Here is a 17,527-nt window from a genome sequence, read left to right as displayed (position 1 = left end):
ACATCATACTTCGGCATAGAAAAGCCCCCAAAGATTGGATGGGTGTCCAACTTTTGGAGTGCCGTTCACACCGAGGCTTTTGTGCTGGGCGATTATGCTAGGCCCGAACATAGCTCCCTTCAATTCGAGGAAGCGTTACAAAGCAATCCTATGATTCAATTGTCAAAACGCCCATACTGGTACAATAAGATTGATCTCATTCAACGATAGCAATCTCGCTATCTCACTACCCCTTCAAATTCAACGCTATACCATTGCCTTGGAAGACTTCTATGTCCAGGCTGGAGCGAAATTTGGAGTCATACAGAAGGTATCACTATCTACGAAAAACTTAACCAGGCTAGTCGCAGCCCGCTTCATACATCCCCTTTACGCGAACCTAATCGTTCGGCGATAAAAGAATCTCAAGCACTTGCCTCTCGCTTGGTCACAACGCGTCAAACCCTTATCCGACAATTAAAAGACCGGTTCCCCGGCCTTCCGTTCTGATACGTCAGCTCACGTAACGAGCCCATCACCAGAAAGCCCCGAGAGGGGTTTTTTTATTGGGCGCTACTACCCCATCTCTTATTCTTTGGTATCAGGCTGACGATGCCGGACTCCTGTTTACAGGGCGATTCTTAACCGGTTCAACGTCTACAGCGATCCCTGTGGCCATGTCTATGTCGCTTTCAGTGCTGGTGTCAACAATCAGCTTGTCGTCCTTATCAAAGCGGAACATTACGCTCGTTGAGTCCGCGCATCATCAACGTTACTCATGGAGGTCGTGGACTTCCCAAAGCGCAGCGATTGCCGCTGCAGCCAGCATCTTTTTCACTCCCCTTCTCCCAAGTAACGAACAAAGACAAGATCGGGCTGGCCTAGGACCTACATAGCCCTGCTATCCGCCCAGAACAAGCGTCTGGCAACCATAGCTCAGCCTGAGAGCATACAAGCCCTGTGCCCGCATGATGATATCGAGCAACATAACGCGAAAAAGCCGAACCCAATGTTTCAAAGGGTTCGGCCTTAACCGATCAACTCAATACTTGCCTAATCAGGCAAGCAGGGGATCAAATGATCTGGATCTGGGTAGCGCAAGGGCCTTTTTGGCCAGCGCCTGCAACGAAAGAAACTCGTTGGTTCTCTTCAAGAGATTTAAACCCAGTACCCTGAATTTCACTGTGGTGTGCGAAGAGGTCTTTGCCGCCACTTTCCGGGGCGATGAAGCCGAAGCCTTTTTCGTTATTGAACCACTTCACGATACCAATTTCTGTTTTCAATGTATGTCCTAATTATTCAAGGGAAAAATCTCCCTGACGACACTATGATCGCTCTTCATGGATATAGATAGCACTGTTACAAAATAAGCAAGCGAACTACACCCAATGCCGGACTCTCCAGCCGCAGCATTTCAATACCCCCACCCACACGCTCGGGGTGGCAGGACTACTGCAACTAGAGGGCATGGAACTCCCAATCCTGCTAACACCTGCCTTTGCACAGCTACCGTGACGGAGGGGAAAGCAAACTACAAGGACGCAGAACGCTCTGCTGTGGTTGCAGCAGTAAGCCTTGCCCTTTCGTATTGAAGCATCGGGCATGAAGAACCGAGGGGCAAGCTGGTCGTTTTGAATCCTGTCGCCCGTTCGGTTTTTTCGGGCCAGCGTGGACAAGATCCCGTATGGATTTTCCGCACAAGGGCGACCCGATGGCGCGCATGAACGCCTCAGAATAACGCGCAGCCAGGCCCCGGGGCAGCAGAGCAATGGGTGGATTTATATCAACGTCCCGCGAATGCCGGTTTCAGCATTGTGCGAGTGCATGACCTGAAATACACGTTCGACAAACGGTTCTATGCTGCGGGAACGTATTTGGAGGATCTTCAGGTGCTGTTTGGACATGCCAATGGGTCACTCACAAACCCATTATTGTGCCGCTGACCTGCCCAAGCTTCAGGCCAAAATCAAGAAGCTTGTTCACAGCACAGAAAAGGCGCCAGTGGTCACGCCACGGAGAAAAAGGCCGGGTCATCGGTGAAAAATGAATCTCCACAAAATCCCCGAAACAATGAAAAAAGGCCTACAGCATTTTTGCTGTAGGCCTTTCAAAATCTGGTCGGAACGGAAGGATGTGAACCTTCGACGCCTTGCACCCCACGCAAGTGCGCTACCAGGCGGCGCTACGCCCCGAAAGAATAAAGCCATCACCCTGTTTGTTCTGTTGTACACGCTTTTTCTTAAGAAGCATTTAGCTTAGGCCGAGTGGCTTACTACAAAAATCCAGACGGTTTACATCAAAAGGCCAATTACCGCCAGAGGCCCAGACTCCTAGGATATCCCTTAAGACCCTTCTGTTCGCTCAGTAACGAACAGTGGCAAGAAGCATATACAAATAACAAGGGGAAGAGAAGTGTCCAGGCGATCAATAAAAAGACAAGCTCTGCAAAACGTCGGCCTCTTTCCAGCCAGAACCTCGTTTCTGCGCCGGTTCTGGCTGGATTCCTTTACCCTGCTGGTACTGACCGCATGTAGCACCAGCCTGCATGCCGCCTCCTACGAGGATTGGATCAAACAGGCACGCCAAGGCCAATACCAGTCCGCCATTGCCGGCTTGCAGCAGTACCGGCAACAGCATCCGCAAGAGACACGTGTCCAGCTTGATCTGATGCGCATTCATGCCTGGGCAGGCCAGCCGCAAGAGGTCATCCGCCTGTACGAAAGCTGGCCGACCAACCTGCCCTTGCCGGCCGATGTATTGCTGCTGACAGCACGCGCCCACAAAGATACGCGCCAATGGACACCGGCCCAAAACCTGTATCGGGAAGGAATGCGGCGCTTTCCACAGAAAGCCGCCTTCACCATGGGCCTGTGCATGAGCCTGGCCGATGCCGGACTGACTGCACAGGCCTTGAGCTGTGCCCAGCAACTGCAGCCGGCCACACGCCAAAACACCAATTACCTGCTGACGCGCAGCTACATCTACCGCGCTGCCGGCCAGAACTACGAAGCCCTACGCGTCAGCCAGGATGCTCTGGCTGCCCAGCCAGACAAAACCGACGTCATCCGGGATTATGACCAGTCCCTGCATGCCGCCGGTCTGCACCGCCAGGCGATGGAATGGCAAACGCAACATCCCGACATCTTCTCGAACGCAGACCTGGCTGACCGTCAAGCCGACTATGCCGCTGAATTGACCCGGCTGTCGCCCCAGCCCACACGCACACTGCCCGAACGTTTTCTGGTCGCCAACCGAGCCATCGCGTTGCAAGACAAACTGGCTGACAGCGCCAGCTTTCTGGGTAACCCCGCTTTCGCCCGCCGCATCCGTGGTGACCGTCTGATTGCGGTGGACACACGCGAAGATGCGCCCTCTACAGTAGACATTGCTCCCGAACGGGCGGCCCAGTATCCAGGCTATGCCTACGCCTCGCTAGGAGCCCTGCAACTGCGCGCCCGTCACCCCGAACAAGCCGTATCCAGCTACGAGCGGGCGTTGGCCGAACCCTCGCTGGACGCAAAAACACGCACACGCTATCAAACCGGATTGGCCTTTTCCTTGCTGGAGTCTGGCCGCGAAGATCAGGCACTGGCATTGGCCGAGCGCATGGAAAAAGACATGCCCGCCACTCGCTGGCTACGCGGCAATCCAATCCCCCAGCCCAATCCAGGCTATACCGACACCTTGATTTTGAAAAACTCGCTCTATACCTATACGGGTTTGCTCAAGGACGCGCGCGAAAATCTGGCCAAGGCCAGCGCACAGGCACCAAGCAACGTCAATCTGCGCGTGCCGCTGGCCGATGTCCAGCGCATATCGGGTATGCCAAGGGCGGCGGAACGCAATCTGAAGATCGCTGAAACCTATGCGCCGCGTCAAGAAGACGTCATCATCAGCCAGGCCCAGACCGCCCTGGACCTGCACGAATACCGCCAGGCCGAAGAACTATTAGCGTATGCCAAAGCGCACTACCCCACTAATATGCGGGTCACGGAACTGGAAAAAGACTGGCAAACCTACCGCAAGAACGAACTGATTTTGCGCAGCGGTTTTGAAACCAGCAACGGTGGCGATGTCTCGGGCAATGACGGCATACGCACTGAGGCGCAATGGTACAGCGCCCCCATCGACTACAACTGGCGCGTCACCGCCCTGGCCGGGCATCTGGATACCAGCGACGAGCTTGGCCACAACGTAATCTGGCAGGGAGCTGGTCTGGAATACCGCGGCCGCGACTGGCAATCGCAGCTGATGATCAACAACCAGAACTGGGGCCAGGGCAACAAAATGGGGGCCAGCCTACAGGTCGATCACGAGCTGAACGATCACTGGAGCATCGGCGGCACCTTGGACTATCGCACCCTGGATATTCCGAATCGCGCCCTGGCCGCAGGCATCACGGCCAATCAGGGACAAGTGCGGCTGCGCTGGCAAAACGGCCCCGAGCAATGGGTGCAAGCCGCCTACACCGGGACAAAATTCTCTGACAACAACGTACGTCAAAGCCTGCAGATCACAGGTAACCAACGCATCTACACCAGCCCGCGCATCAAGGCCGACGCCCAGCTGGAGCTATGGGCTTCCGGCAACAAAGACCAAGACAGACCCTACTACAGCCCACGGCGCGAATACATGGCTGTGCCTGCCCTACGTCTGGAGCACCTGATTTACCAACACTACGACGAGCGCCTGACCCAGGCCCTGACACTGGGTGTGGGCCTACATCACCAAAGCGGCTATGGCAGTGGTGCCGTAGGTTCGGTCGCCTACGAACTGAACTACCAGCACGACCGCAATCTGGAAGTCGGCCTGCGCCTGCAGGCCCTGTCCCGCCCCTATGACGGCCAGCGCGAACAGCAGTACAGCGGCATGGTTGAACTCAAGATCAAATTCTAAGCGGCCACGACAATGAGCACACGAATCCTGACCCTTCTGATAGTGGCCTTCAGCGCCCTTTTATCGGCCTGTAGCGCCAGCCCGCCGGCCCTGTATGTGCCGCCCGAGCAGCGTCGCCTCGAACAACAAGAGCAGCCCTGGCGCAATGACGAGCTGCTCATCATCGCCTACCACGACGTGGAGGACCACGATCCTAACCAGGCGTACCTGAGCGTCAGTACCGAGCACCTGCGCCAGCAGTTTTCCTGGCTACAGGAAAACAACTATGTGCCGGTCAGCGTAGAGCAAATTATGCGCGCCCGCCAAGGTGTGGAGCCTCTGCCTGAAAAGGCAGTGCTGCTGTCATTTGACGACGGGTATCAAAGTTTCTATACCCGCGTGTTCCCGCTGCTCAAAGCCTATCAATGGCCTGCGCTGCTGGCCCCGGTCGGCAAATGGTTGGACACCCCCGACAACGAAAAAGTGGACTTCGGCGGTCTTCCCACCGAACGTTCGCGCTTTTTGCACTGGGCGCAAATCGACGAAATGGCCAACTCCGGTTTGGTGGAAATCGGCGCGCACACCCAAAACATGCATTACGGTGCCATCGCCAACCCACAAGGCAATATCCAGCCGGTGGCTGCCGCGCATCGCTACCTGACCGATCAGAAACGCTACGAGACCGATGCCGAGTACACCGCCCGCTTTCGCGAGGATGTGCGCGCCATCAGTGCCCGCGTCAAACAGCACGCCGGTAAGCCGCCGCGCGTCTGGGTCTGGCCCTATGGCCGGATCAGCGGCCTGGGCCTGCAAATTCTGGAGCAAGAAGGCTATCAGATGGCCCTGACGCTGACCGACGGCGTGGCCAACGTCCACGACCTGATGAATATGCCACGCTATCTGGTGGATAACGACCCGGACATCAGCACCTTTGCAGGCTTTATCACTGCCCGTGAAGACCGTCAGGCCGAACGCGTGGTGCATGTGGATCTGGATTATGTGTACGACCCCGATCCGGCGCAAATGGAACGCAACTTGAGCGCCCTGGTGCAACGCATCGCAGACCTGAAACCACGTAGTGTCTATCTGCAAGCCTTCGCCGACCCCACAGGCGATGGCCTGGTGCGCTCGGTCTACTTTCCCAACCGCCACCTGCCCATGCGCGCCGACCTGTTCAACCGCACAGCCTGGCAATTAAGTTCGCGTGCCCACGTCAATGTCTTTGCATGGATGCCCGTGCTGGCCATCGATACGTCCGAGCCGGCGCAACACGTACTGCAATGGCATGCCGACGGCAGCCCGCCTTCCCTGCCCACACAAGGCTACCGCCGCCTGTCCCCCTTTGACCCGCGCACCCGCCAGATCATGGGCGATCTGTACGAAGATCTGGGACGCAGCGCCATCTTCTTTGGTGTCGTATTCCATGACGATGCCACGCTGACCGACTTTGAGGATGCCTCGCCCGCCGCCCTGGACGCCTACGAAAAAGCCGGCTTTGGCAGGGACATCGGGACGATACGAGCCAATCCCGAGCAGTTTGAGCGCTGGACGCGCTTTAAATCACAAGCCCTGATCGACTTGACCCAGGAACTGGCTGATCGGGTACGCAAGCAGCGCGGCCCGCAGATCAGTACGGCCCGCAATATGTACGCCCTACCGGTTCTGCAGGCCCAGAGCGAACAGTGGTTTGCCCAGAACCTGAACGATTTTCTGCAAGCCTACGACTGGACTGCCGTGATGGCCATGCCCCGCATGGAAGACATCCACGATCAGCATGCCGTGACCTGGCTGAACGAGCTGGTCGATAAGGTGGCCAGCCACCCAGAAGGCCTGCGCCGCACCGTGTTCGAAGTGCAATCCGTCGATTGGCCCGGCCAAGGTCAGCCATCCCGTCCGCTGGACTCCCATCTGGTGGCCGGCTGGCTCAATGCACTGACGGCAAGAGGGGCGCGACATGTCGGCTATTACCCAGACGACTTTGTCAACAATCAGCCCAAGATGAACGTGATTCGTCCGGAAATCACGATTGAATGGTATCCAACAAAAAATGATTGAACGACTGATCGCCCTATTGGCCCTGTGCCTGATTGTCGGAATTCCTCTGGGAATCACCGTCGCCCTGACCAGCCACCTACTGCTCTACTTCATCTTCATGTACCCGCTGTTCATGTCGGGCATATGGATAGGCGGTGGCTTGATCTTCTGGTTCCAGCATGAACGCCGCTGGACCTATAAACCACACGCCCCACCCGAACTGGAAGGCATGCCGCTGGTCAGCATCCTGATCCCTTGCTTTAACGAACAGGCCAACGCCCGCTCTACCATCCTGTCCGCGCTGAATCAGGTCTATCCCAACATCGAAGTCATCGCCATCAACGACGGCTCCAGCGATCGCACCGCCCAAGTGCTCAATGAACTGAGCGAGGAGCACGACAAGCTGCGCGTCATCCACCTGGCTCAGAACCAGGGCAAGGCACTGGCCCTGCGCATGGGAGCCATGAGCGCCAGCGGCGATTACTTCGTGTGTATAGACGGCGATGCTTACCTGGACCCGGAAGGCGTCAATTACCTGGTCGCCCCCATGCTGCACAACCCGGAAGTCGGTGCCACTACCGGCAATCCGCGCATCCGCACGCGCTCCACCCTGATCGGCCGCATCCAGGTTGGCGAGTTCTCCTCGATCATCGGGCTGATCAAGCGCACGCAGCGCGTCTACGGAAAAATCTTCACGATTTCCGGCGTGATCGCAGGCTTTCGTCGCCAGGCCTTGGACGAAGTGGACTACTGGAGTCTGGACATGATCACCGAGGACATCGATGTGACCTGGAAGTTGCAGTTGGCCGGCTGGCAGGTGTTCTATGAGCCGCGCGCCCTGTGCTGGGTGCTGATGCCCGAAACACTGAAAGGCCTGTTCAAGCAACGTTTGCGCTGGGCTCAGGGCGGGGCGGAAACCTTCCTGAAATACACCCCGCAAGTACTGCGCTGGGAAAACCGCGACATGTGGCCCCTGACTCTGGAATACCTGTGCTCGACCTTATGGAGTTTCGCCCTGGGCGTGGCGATGCTGGTTTGGTTGCTTGGACAAGTGCTCCACTTGCCTGCGGCCACCCAGATCGACGGCCTGTTCCCACCCTCGTTCACCGGTATGGTGCTGGCCGGCATGTGCCTGCTGCAGTTCGCCGTCAGCATCTGGATCGACCGTCGCTACGAGCCCGATCTGCCCCTGTCGATGTTCTGGATCATCTGGTACCCATTTGTCTACTGGTTGATCAATTTCTTAACCACGCTGTGGAGTTTCCCCATGGTCATGCTGCGCCTGCGTCGCAAACGCGCCCGCTGGAGCAGCCCCGACCGGGGTATCAAGGAGCTGTCATGATCATCACGACCCAACGCCATCCCATCACTCGCTGGATAGACCGTCTACTGACCATCGCCGGCTGGTTCGTCTTCAGTTACCTGATCGCCAAAGGCTTGCTCCTATTGATCGGTCACACCATGGACAAAGCTGGCTACGAACAGATAGACCCGATCTTCCCGACCCTGACCACCTTTCTGTTCTACGGGGCGGTTCTGCTGACCAACGGCCTGCTGCTGTTGGCCTGGTCACGCTGGCGACGCCAGCAGCGCCAGCAGCGCCACCTGCGCCAGGCTCTGTACCGCCAACGCAGCCGCTTGCATCGCGCCAAGCAGCCCCCCCTGCCGCATTTTGATCACGAACAGATCGATACCGTGCGCCACAGCCGCATCGTCGTGCTCTACAACGCCCAGGACGGCGCGGTACAGCATGTGGAAGCAGCCAATCCGCTGCCCATGCAGCAGGCAACCGGCACCTACGACGGAAAACCACTGACACCGCTGATCTTTCGTCCGCGCGCCTACCCCAAACAGCCTACGCCGAATCAATAGTACCGACGCAAAAACAACCCTGCACAAGGGCAAACAGCCTAGGAAATGCGGCTCATGTAATTGCAGATGGCCGTCTCTACCATAGTCAGTAACGCCGATGTATCAAGCCGTAAGGCGAAGGAACAACAGGTGCTGCAATGACAAAACCATACCAACAAGGGGCCGTGCTGCTGGCAATGCTGTGTGTCATGAGCAGCGCCGCCGCACAACCAGGCAGAGATACCAGCAAGCCCAAACCGGCCAACTTCATGGAAGCCATCCGGCAGGCTGAAGTGGTTCGCAAGAACCTGTTTGACGATCCGCTCGCGGGCATCGTCATCAACCGCACCGTAACGGTGCAAGGACAAGACTTTTACCGCTACTTCAGCAATCGCTGGCGCGAGCTGACCGGGGCCAGCCCCTTCACCCTGACGGTGGTGGAGCGCCCGTCGGCCCGCTGGGGTAGCGAGATCTGGGTCGAATACCGTCGCCAGCGCATGTATCACGCTTTTCTCACGCCCGCGCGTTCCGGCACAAAGAAGGCCAGTGAGCGGGCCGTGGATCTTGTTCTGGAAAACGTCAATAAAAGCGAAATCGAACGCGTACTCACCAACAACCCGGACCTTGCTCCGGACGAACTTTAATAAGAGAGACATAACGTGAAGACTTTCCTGCCCCTTGCCTCTGTTCTGCTGACCGGTGCGCTCTTTGCTCCCGTCCATGCAACCGAACTGATATATACCCCCGTCAATCCGAATTTCGGCGGCAGCCCGCTCAATGGGCAATGGCTACTGAACTCGGCCCAGGTCACCAACAAGCACACGGACCCCGAAGCCGAAGACCTGGGCTCGTCCTTTGAGCAGCGCACACCCTTTCAGGACTTCAACGATCAGTTGGAGCGCTCGGTACTCAGTCGCCTGGCCTCGGCCGCGTCCTCGCAGTTTGTGGACAGCAACGGCAAATTCGTACCCGGCACCTTCGAGACCGGCAGCTTTACTGTCAGCGTCGTCGATATCGGCGGCGGAGCACTGACGATCACCACCACGGACCGGATCACCGGCGCTTCCACTACTTTCCGAGTGATGCAACCATGATGAGCACAGTGACCGTCCTGAACGCGCGCCCAACGCGCCTGTTAAGCGTGCTGGCCCTGACCTCGGCCCTGGCTGCCTGCGCCGTCCCCTCCACCCCGGCCGAAGTCAAAGGCTCTGCCTACCTGACGCCCGCCTCGCCAGCCACGCACGATCTGCTGGAGCTGCCCGCGCCCGCCCAGCGCCTGACCGTGGCCGTCTATGGGTTTCGTGACCAGACCGGCCAATACAAGCCCAATCCGGACAGCTCCTTTTCCACCTCAGTCACCCAGGGAGCCGCCGCCCTGCTGGTCAAAGCCTTGCGTGACTCGCGCTGGTTCACTCCGGTCGAGCGCGAAAGCCTGCAGGAACTGCTGACCGAGCGGCGCATCGTGCGCGCCCTAGACGGATCGCAGGAAAACGGCCAGCGCACCGCCATCAACATCCCGCCGCTAGCCCCGGCCGAAATCATGATGGACGGAGGCATCATCTCCTATGAAAGCAATGTGCGCACAGGCGGCGCGGGCGCGCGCTTTCTGGGCGTAGGCCTGTCTACCCAGTATCGGGTTGACCAAGTCACGGTCAACCTGCGAGCCATCGACGTGCGCACCGGCAACATTTTGCAAAGCGTGTCCACCACCAAGACCATCTTTTCCTACGAAGTCCGGCCCAGCGTCTACAAGTTCGTGAACTTCAAAGACCTGCTGGAAATCGAGGCCGGCGTAACCAACAACGAACCGGCCCAGCTCTCGGTCAAAGAGGCCATTGAATCGGCAGTGGTGCATCTGATCGTGCAAGGCATGAGGGAAGGCCAATGGCGACTGCGAAACGAGGCCGACCGTAACAACCCCATCGTGCAGAACTACATGAAGCAAAACGAAACCTATCGCAGCCTGCGCACCCAGACCGCTGTGACCAATCCTGAGGCCGCGCAAGCCAATGAGGCCACAAGCGATGAGGTGCAGACCGCTCCAGTTACCGGCAGTTGAACACGAGCAGACAGCGCGGTGGTTCCGAGAAGACCGGCCACCGCTCTCTTTCCTAACAACGGTCTTCAACATGCACTGAGGAGAAGTATATGAACGGCAAACTGTCCACATTAGCTATTGCCCTGGGCACCGCGCTGGCCCTGCCCACACTGGCGCTGGCTGACAACGCCACCGTGACGCAGACCGGCAATTTCAACAAAGGCGTCGTTCTTCAAAACCACAACGCCAACGCCAACGCGACCATCGACGTGAATGGAGACCGCAACGACGATTACATCAACCAATGGGATAACGGTACGGTTCGCACCACCGTGAAGGTCATCAACGGCAACGACAACAAGGCCGTGGTGGAACAAAGCCGCAGCGGCGGCAACTCCACGATCACCATCACCCAGTCACGCAACCGCAACGACGCCTTTGCCAGCCAATGGCAGGCCAACGGTTCGCAAATCGGCATCAAGCAATTACGCTCGGACAACAAGGCGGTTGTGGAACAAGTCCGCAGCACCGGTGACCAGGCCTGGGTAAACCAAACGGGACAAATGGGCGATGCCTATGTCAATCAATACCGAACCCGTGACGCACTGGCTGTCATCAACGACAGCGGCGCGCGTAACGACTCGGTCATCGAGCAAGACAACAGCAGCCATGTCAACGCCTTCATTACCCAGTCGGGGTACAAGGGAGATGCGTACATCAATCAATACAAAAGCATGAGCTCGACCGCCAGCATCACCGACAGCGGCAAGTACGACAAAGGCGTGATCGATCAGTGGAATGTCTCCAACTCGAACGCCTCCATCGTCCAGGGCGGTGGCCACAAAAATGATGCCACTATCAGCCAAACCGGCACGTGGTGGGGCAATTCGGATCGCCTGCACGCCAGTATTGTTCAGATCGGCTCGCATAACAAAGCCGTTACTGAACAGACCGGCTACAGCAACGATAGCAACATCATCCAAAGTGGTTTGGGTAATGACGCCTACAACTCCCAAGCAGGCATCGGCAACGATTCCTACATCAGCCAGGGCGGCGGCTATAACAAGGCCGTGGTTACCCAGGTCGGTTTCAACCTGGACTCGTCGGTAATGCAGAACGGTTGGGGCAACCGCGCTCAAGTGGTGCAAAGCGGCCTGAGCCACAACAGCACCGTCACCCAGACGGGCAACTTCAACAATGCGTATGTCAACCAGCACTAACCGGCTAATGTAAGCCAAATGTCAGCGGCAATATGTTATATAGTAGGCGCCGCTGACAACACCCAAGCTATTGATATGTAAGCGGTTTAGGGATTATGGAGCATAGGAGTAACCCGAGTTTATAAGGCTTTCTAGATACCTAATCCGAGCTTTTCGGCACAGCATGACGTTTAAAACATCAAAATTTAACGGAAACCAACAATGATTAACAATTTCACATAATTCGTCAGTTCTGAATGCGGCTAGCCACCTGATAATTAGGCTGCCAACAGGAAACAAGAAAAGAAAATACCCATAACTACCAAAGACAATGACACATGCAATCCAACCAACAAAAGGCTTATTCAACGTAATGACATAGAGCCTATGACGCAGCGAGGGAGACATAAAATGACAACAATTATCATCGTGGAGCCACACACCTTATTCAGGTTGGGTATCGTACGGCTGCTGGCAGACACCCTGCCCAGCGCGGAACTGCTCAGCATGGACTACGAATCAATGGAAACCGGTCTGCAGACACGATGTTGTGAGCTGCTGCTATTGTCGGTGCCATCGGCCAAGGCCTGTTTGAAGCTGCTGGCTGATGCGCACCGCAGCCTGCAACCCAGCGCCGTACTCCTGATAGCCGAGTCCCACTACGCCTTGCCTGCGCTTCAAGACATGCCTGCCGGCGTTATGGGACATTTGCTCAAGACCGCCACACCGGAATTAATGGCGGCTTCGATCAATCTGGTGTTGGCCGGCGGCTCCTGTTTTCCATCGCCTGCGCCCCAGCATCAAACGACGGCAATGGCCACGCCTGTAACCCCGCCATCGAGTCCATCGCCGTTCCAAGCCCATCCCGACAAGCTGATTACATCCTACGAGCCCATACGCTGGCCACCCGCCGATCCTGAAACAAACCATCTTGACGAAGCACGGCTGCTGGGCCTGACGCCGCGCCAGTATGAAGTGCTGGTGCTATTGGCACGCGGCATGACCATCAAGGGCGTGGCCCGGCAGTTGAATATTTCATCGGCTACAGCCAAAGCGCATGCTGAAACCCTGTATATGCGGATGAACGTACACAACCGCAACGAGGCCGTCTATCACGCGGTCTCCAAAGGAGCCAGGCTAGGGATGCCCAACACCCACATCGAAAAAGCCTGCTAACCGCAGGCTTTTCTACTACAGCATCCCTAATTGCAAGCGGGCTGATTCACTCATACGTTCCCGGCTCCAAGGAGGATCCCAAACCAGCTCCACCACCGCTTTCTCTACGCCCTGGATGGTCTCCAGCTTGTAGCGGGCTTCGTCCGCAATCATGGTGCCCATACCGCAACCCGGAGCCGTCAGCGTCATGTCCATAGTGATGGAGAACGTTTCCGGCCCAGTCTGGTTTACATGACAGGCGTACACCAGACCCAGATTAACGATATCGACCGGGATTTCCGGATCGTACACGCTGGCAAGCACAATCCAGGCAGCGTCTTCAATGGTTTTTTCGCTCAGAGGCAGCTCGGGTACAAAAACCTCGGGTTTATCCTGAGACTCGAAGCCCAGCGCATCGGCATCGACACCTTCAATCCGGTAAAGGTTGCCCTCTACCATCACGGTATAGCTGCCACCCAGCTTCTGGGTAATCGTTGCTGTACAACCCGCCTCGATCGTAACGGGAGCACCGTAAGGGATACTGACAGCCGGACAGTCCCGGCTGACCAGCACATCATGTCGTTCAAAGTAGCTCATGACTTGCTTGCGCCTTTATTCGGTTTGCGCGGTTTCTTTGGCCTGATTGATGGCGTTATGCAGGGTATGCCAGGCCAAAGTGGCACATTTAACCCGTGCGGGGAATTCACGCACACCCGACAACACTTCCAACTTGCCCAGATCTCGATCGGGATGGGCCTCTGTCAGCATGGCGTGCATATCTTGAAAGAGAGACTCAAACTCGGCCAGACTCAGGCCCTTCACCGCTTCGGTCATCAAGGATGCCGAGGCTTTGGAAATAGCGCAGCCATGCCCCACAAAGCTGACTTTCTGCACAATGCCGTCTTCCACGACCGCGTAAACAGCCAGTTGATCCCCGCACAAAGGATTGTGGCCATTGGCAAAATGGCTGGCGTTTTCTATTACTTCAAAGTTACGCGGGCTGCGATTATGGTCAAAAATGACCTCTTGATAGAGCTCGCGCAGCCCGTTGAAATCCTGGCTCATTTAGCCAACTCCAAATAGTTTCTGAGCTTTGCGCAGGCTAGCCAGCAAAGCATCAATGTCTGCGTAATCGTTATACAAGGCAAAGGAGGCACGGGCCGTGCCCGGAATGCCAAAACGTGTCATCAAGGGCATGGCACAGTGATGACCAGCACGCACGGCAACGCCGTCCATGTCCAGGATGGTGCCCAGATCGTGTGGGTGAATGCCATCGACCAAGAAGGACACAATGCCTGCCTTGTGTGCGGCCGTACCGACAATACGGATACCCGGCATGGCCAACAAAGCGTCGGTCGCATACTCCAGCAATAGCGCCTCGTGGTCGGCAATACGCTGCATACCTATACCCATCAAATAATCCATGGCAGCTGCCATAGTGATGGCGCCCGCGATATTGGGTGTACCTGCCTCAAAGCGCTGTGGAACCGGCGCGTAATTGCTTTGCTCGAAACTGACGGTGGTGATCATGTCTCCGCCACCCATCCAAGGTGACATGCTGTCCAGAATCTCGTAGCGTACGTACAAAGCGCCCATACCCGTGGGGCCGTACAGTTTGTGTGCCGAGAACGTGTAGAAGTCAGCATCCAGAGCCTGCACGTCCACCACACCGTGGGGAACGGATTGAGCACCATCCACCAGTACCTTGGCACCGACGGCATGCGCCTGACGGGTCATGTCAGCGATGGGATTGATCGTACCCAAGGCATTGGACACATGCCCCACGGCCAACAAGCGGGTTTTTTCATTGAGCAATTGCTTGAACGCTTCCTGATCCAGCTCGCCATTGTCCAGCACGGGCACCACGCGAATGATGGCACCGGTACGTTGTGCAACCAATTGCCAAGGCACGATATTGGAGTGATGCTCCAAGCCTGTCAGCAAGATTTCATCGCCTGCTTTCAGGTTGTCCATGCCCCAGCTATACGCCACCAGATTGATGGATTCTGTGGTGCCACGCGTAAACACAATTTCTTCGTCGCGCGCGGCATTCAGAAATGCCCGCACTGTGCTTCTGGCCTGATCGTACAGCTCAGTAGCATGCTGAGATAGCCAATGCACACCACGGTGGATGTTGGCATTGGACTGCTCATAGAATCGCGCCTCGGCTTCAATGACCGAGCGCGGCTTTTGCGTCGTCGCCCCGTTATCCAGATAGGACAGGCGTTGGCCCCGGATGGGGCGGGCCAGGATAGGGAAATCCTCGCGGTGATTCAGCAAACCAGCAGCAGTTACGGGCATAGGCGCATTCATGCAAGCTCTCCAAGGGCAAGACCGCCGGGCAACAAAGCATTGATACCAACCGTGGCACGGCTACGCAGACTCTCGGAAGCGATACGCTCCAAAGACTGGGCCGCAAACGCGTAGATCAGCATATTGCGAGCATCTTCCATCGTCATACCGCGCGAACGCAGGTAAAACAGGCTGTCCGCATCCAGTTGACCCACCGTGGCACCATGTGCGCACTTGACGTCATCCGCATAGATTTCCAGCTCGGGGCGGGAGTCCGCACGTGCCATCTTGGACAAGAGCAAACTGTCCGAGCGTTGCACCGAATCCGTACCGTCAGCGCCCTTGCCAACCAGAATGCGACCACTAAATACGCCGCGAGCGGTGTCGGCCAGAATACCGCGGTAGAACTCACGGCTTTGGCAGTTAGGCTGGGCATGGTCAATGATGGTGTTGTGATCTACATGACGGCGACCGTCTACATAGTACAAACCATTGAACAAGGTTTCGCAGCGCTCACCATTGAACACGGTAGCAATATCGTTACGGGCAATACGAGCACCAAACGACAGGGAATGCGAGTTAAATACCGAACCACGGCCTTGCTGAACATCAATAGCGGCCAGATGGAAGTCCTGCGGGGCTTCCTGCTGCAACTTCATGTGCGTCAGGTTGGCATCGGGGGACACGTTCAGACGAGTCACCACGCTGCTCAGGGAAGCGTCAGTCCCTTCCTCACCCAGATAGTGCTCCACGACGGTTGCACTGGCACCGGATTCCAAGGAAATCAGGTTACGCGTGAAACTGGCGCTGCCCCCTTGCGTGCGTACAAACACCAAATGGACAGGCTGCTCCAGATGTTGACCAGCAGCCACATGCAGCGCAGCACCGTCCTGGGCCAAGGCCAGGTTCAAGGCAGCAGTGGAAGCCCCCCGGGATTCATCCCCGTAAGCTTGCTCCAGCCAGTCCGCCTCTTGTTGCAGACAGGCGCTGAGCGACGACAAGCGCACGCCCGCAGGCAATTGACTCAGGTGCGACAAGGACGCGTCGTAATGACCATCCACAAAGACCAGGAAATACCCGTCTTCGTTCTGGCGCACTGCGGCCACCCTCTCAGCAGCCGAAGCCGATTTCTGAGGCGCAAAGCGTTGTTGTTCCAGCAAAGCCAAAGAGGTGTGATGCCAGGCTTCAATACGCGTGGTTGGCCAGCCTTCTTGTGCAAAACGATCCAGAGCGCGCTGACGCATAGCGCTTAGCCATGGCAGACCGGCCCCAGGTGCTTGTGCAGCCTGAGCGGCAAAGCTGTTGACCCAATCTGGCAGACTCATACCGCAGCTCCCTTGGCTTTTTGTTCGGCGGCGGCTTGTTCCAGCACCCAACCGTAGCCACGTTCTTCCAGCTCCAAAGCCAATTCACGGCCACCGGAACGGATAATCTGACCGCCCGCCAACACGTGCACAAAGTCAGGCACGATGTAGTCCAGCAGACGTTGGTAGTGAGTGATCACCAGCAAGGAGCGCTCGGGGGAACGCAGACGGTTCACGCCATCAGCGACCACACGCAAAGCGTCAATATCCAGACCGGAGTCGGTTTCGTCCAGAATGGCCAGCTTGGGTTCGAGCAGGCTCATTTGCAAAACTTCGTTGCGTTTCTTTTCACCGCCGGAGAAACCCTCGTTCACGGAGCGGTACAGAAACTCTTCACGCATCCCAACAATCTTCATTTCCTCTTTAACGCGCTTGAGGAAGTCCATGGCGTCCAGCTCAGGCAAGCCCTGATGACGGCGCACGGCGTTCACGGAAGCACGCAGGAAATAGGCGTTGGAGACACCGGGAATTTCAATGGGGTACTGGAATGCCAGGAACAGGCCGGAACGGGCACGGTCTTCGATCTTCATTTCCAGCAGGTCTTGACCCAGCCAATCTACCGAACCGCCTTCAACGGTGTAGTCTTCACGGCCAGCCAGCACCTGGGACAAGGTGCTCTTGCCCGAGCCGTTCGGGCCCATGATGGCGTGGACTTCGCCGGGATTGATCTGAAGATTCAGACCTTTAAGGATAGGTTTATCTTCAACCGAAGCGCGCAAATCTTTAATCGTCAGCATTTC

15 protein-coding genes and 1 tRNA gene are annotated in these 17,527 nt (G+C 56.8%); 9 read left to right on the top strand and 7 right to left on the bottom strand.

The genetic code is table 11. The annotated features are described in order from the left end of the window. Nucleotides 1-1,052: 1,052 nt before the first annotated feature. Both AC6I6N_RS03090 and AC6I6N_RS03085 read right to left on the bottom strand, forming a co-directional pair. A complete protein-coding gene (locus tag AC6I6N_RS03090; RefSeq protein WP_094196604.1) occupies nt 1,053-1,262 on the bottom strand; it encodes a cold-shock protein in 210 nt (69 codons plus the stop codon). A gap of 832 nt (nt 1,263-2,094) precedes the next feature. Next, nucleotides 2,095-2,171: transfer RNA gene (locus AC6I6N_RS03085), tRNA-Pro, on the bottom strand. A gap of 220 nt (nt 2,172-2,391) precedes the next feature. On the opposite strand from AC6I6N_RS03085, the gene pgaA reads away from it, so the two are divergent. The 9 genes from pgaA to AC6I6N_RS03040 all read left to right on the top strand — a co-directional run bounded on the left by pgaA (nt 2,392) and on the right by AC6I6N_RS03040 (nt 13,152). Further along, nucleotides 2,392-4,875, top strand: coding sequence for a poly-beta-1,6 N-acetyl-D-glucosamine export porin PgaA (pgaA, locus tag AC6I6N_RS03080; RefSeq protein ID WP_497943202.1), 2,484 nt, complete (start codon nt 2,392-2,394; stop codon nt 4,873-4,875). Between the two features lie 12 nt (nt 4,876-4,887). Further along, nucleotides 4,888-6,909 carry a poly-beta-1,6-N-acetyl-D-glucosamine N-deacetylase PgaB gene (pgaB, locus tag AC6I6N_RS03075; RefSeq protein WP_094196602.1) on the top strand — a complete coding sequence of 674 codons (2,022 nt, stop codon included), beginning with the start codon at nt 4,888-4,890 and terminating at the stop codon, nt 6,907-6,909. After that, entirely contained in the window at nt 6,902-8,230 is a 1,329-nt protein-coding gene (gene pgaC / locus AC6I6N_RS03070) for a poly-beta-1,6-N-acetyl-D-glucosamine synthase (protein WP_094196601.1), read from the top strand. Before pgaB ends, pgaC begins: the two co-directional genes overlap by 8 nt. Continuing rightward, nucleotides 8,227-8,760 (top strand): poly-beta-1,6-N-acetyl-D-glucosamine biosynthesis protein PgaD, encoded by a 534-nt coding sequence (gene pgaD / locus AC6I6N_RS03065; protein ID WP_230018270.1) that lies wholly within the window; start codon nt 8,227-8,229, stop codon nt 8,758-8,760. The genes pgaC and pgaD overlap by 4 nt, the downstream gene beginning before the upstream one ends. A gap of 137 nt (nt 8,761-8,897) precedes the next feature. Continuing rightward, a complete protein-coding gene (locus AC6I6N_RS03060) occupies nt 8,898-9,383 on the top strand; it encodes a curli production assembly/transport protein CsgE (protein ID WP_009454353.1) in 486 nt (161 codons plus the stop codon). A gap of 15 nt (nt 9,384-9,398) precedes the next feature. Further along, nucleotides 9,399-9,833 carry a curli assembly protein CsgF gene (locus AC6I6N_RS03055; protein ID WP_094196599.1) on the top strand — a complete coding sequence of 145 codons (435 nt, stop codon included), beginning with the start codon at nt 9,399-9,401 and terminating at the stop codon, nt 9,831-9,833. Then, entirely contained in the window at nt 9,830-10,798 is a 969-nt protein-coding gene (locus tag AC6I6N_RS03050) for a CsgG/HfaB family protein (RefSeq protein WP_376912926.1), read from the top strand. Before AC6I6N_RS03055 ends, AC6I6N_RS03050 begins: the two co-directional genes overlap by 4 nt. A gap of 89 nt (nt 10,799-10,887) precedes the next feature. Beyond that, nucleotides 10,888-11,997: a curlin-associated protein gene (locus AC6I6N_RS03045; RefSeq protein ID WP_094196597.1), complete on the top strand. Its 1,110-nt coding sequence runs from the start codon at nt 10,888-10,890 to the stop codon at nt 11,995-11,997. Between the two features lie 390 nt (nt 11,998-12,387). After that, nucleotides 12,388-13,152 (top strand): response regulator transcription factor, encoded by a 765-nt coding sequence (locus AC6I6N_RS03040; protein ID WP_094196596.1) that lies wholly within the window; start codon nt 12,388-12,390, stop codon nt 13,150-13,152. A gap of 15 nt (nt 13,153-13,167) precedes the next feature. Here the strand turns inward: AC6I6N_RS03040 and sufT are convergent, their stop codons facing one another. Genes sufT through sufC form a run of 5 tightly spaced genes read right to left on the bottom strand, consistent with a single transcriptional unit; the run spans nt 13,168 to nt 17,524 of the window. Next, the gene (gene sufT / locus AC6I6N_RS03035; RefSeq protein ID WP_094196595.1) at nt 13,168-13,728 is read right to left on the bottom strand and encodes a putative Fe-S cluster assembly protein SufT; all 561 of its coding nucleotides are present in this window, start codon (nt 13,726-13,728) and stop codon (nt 13,168-13,170) included. Nucleotides 13,729-13,743: 15 nt separating this feature from the next. Beyond that, nucleotides 13,744-14,196 (bottom strand): Fe-S cluster assembly sulfur transfer protein SufU, encoded by a 453-nt coding sequence (gene sufU / locus AC6I6N_RS03030; protein ID WP_009454366.1) that lies wholly within the window; start codon nt 14,194-14,196, stop codon nt 13,744-13,746. Beyond that, nucleotides 14,197-15,444: a cysteine desulfurase gene (locus AC6I6N_RS03025; protein WP_094196594.1), complete on the bottom strand. Its 1,248-nt coding sequence runs from the start codon at nt 15,442-15,444 to the stop codon at nt 14,197-14,199. It lies immediately after the preceding gene. Further along, the gene (gene sufD, locus AC6I6N_RS03020; protein ID WP_264672780.1) at nt 15,441-16,748 is read right to left on the bottom strand and encodes a Fe-S cluster assembly protein SufD; all 1,308 of its coding nucleotides are present in this window, start codon (nt 16,746-16,748) and stop codon (nt 15,441-15,443) included. The genes AC6I6N_RS03025 and sufD overlap by 4 nt, the downstream gene beginning before the upstream one ends. Then, a complete protein-coding gene (sufC, locus tag AC6I6N_RS03015) occupies nt 16,745-17,524 on the bottom strand; it encodes a Fe-S cluster assembly ATPase SufC (RefSeq protein ID WP_094196592.1) in 780 nt (259 codons plus the stop codon). The genes sufD and sufC overlap by 4 nt, the downstream gene beginning before the upstream one ends. Nucleotides 17,525-17,527: the final 3 nt, after the last annotated feature.

The sequence above is a fragment of the Alcaligenes sp. LTN-3 genome (genome assembly GCF_059735605.1).
The sequence above is the reverse complement of the archived record's forward strand: the minus strand, read 5'-3'. Positions and strand labels throughout refer to the sequence as shown.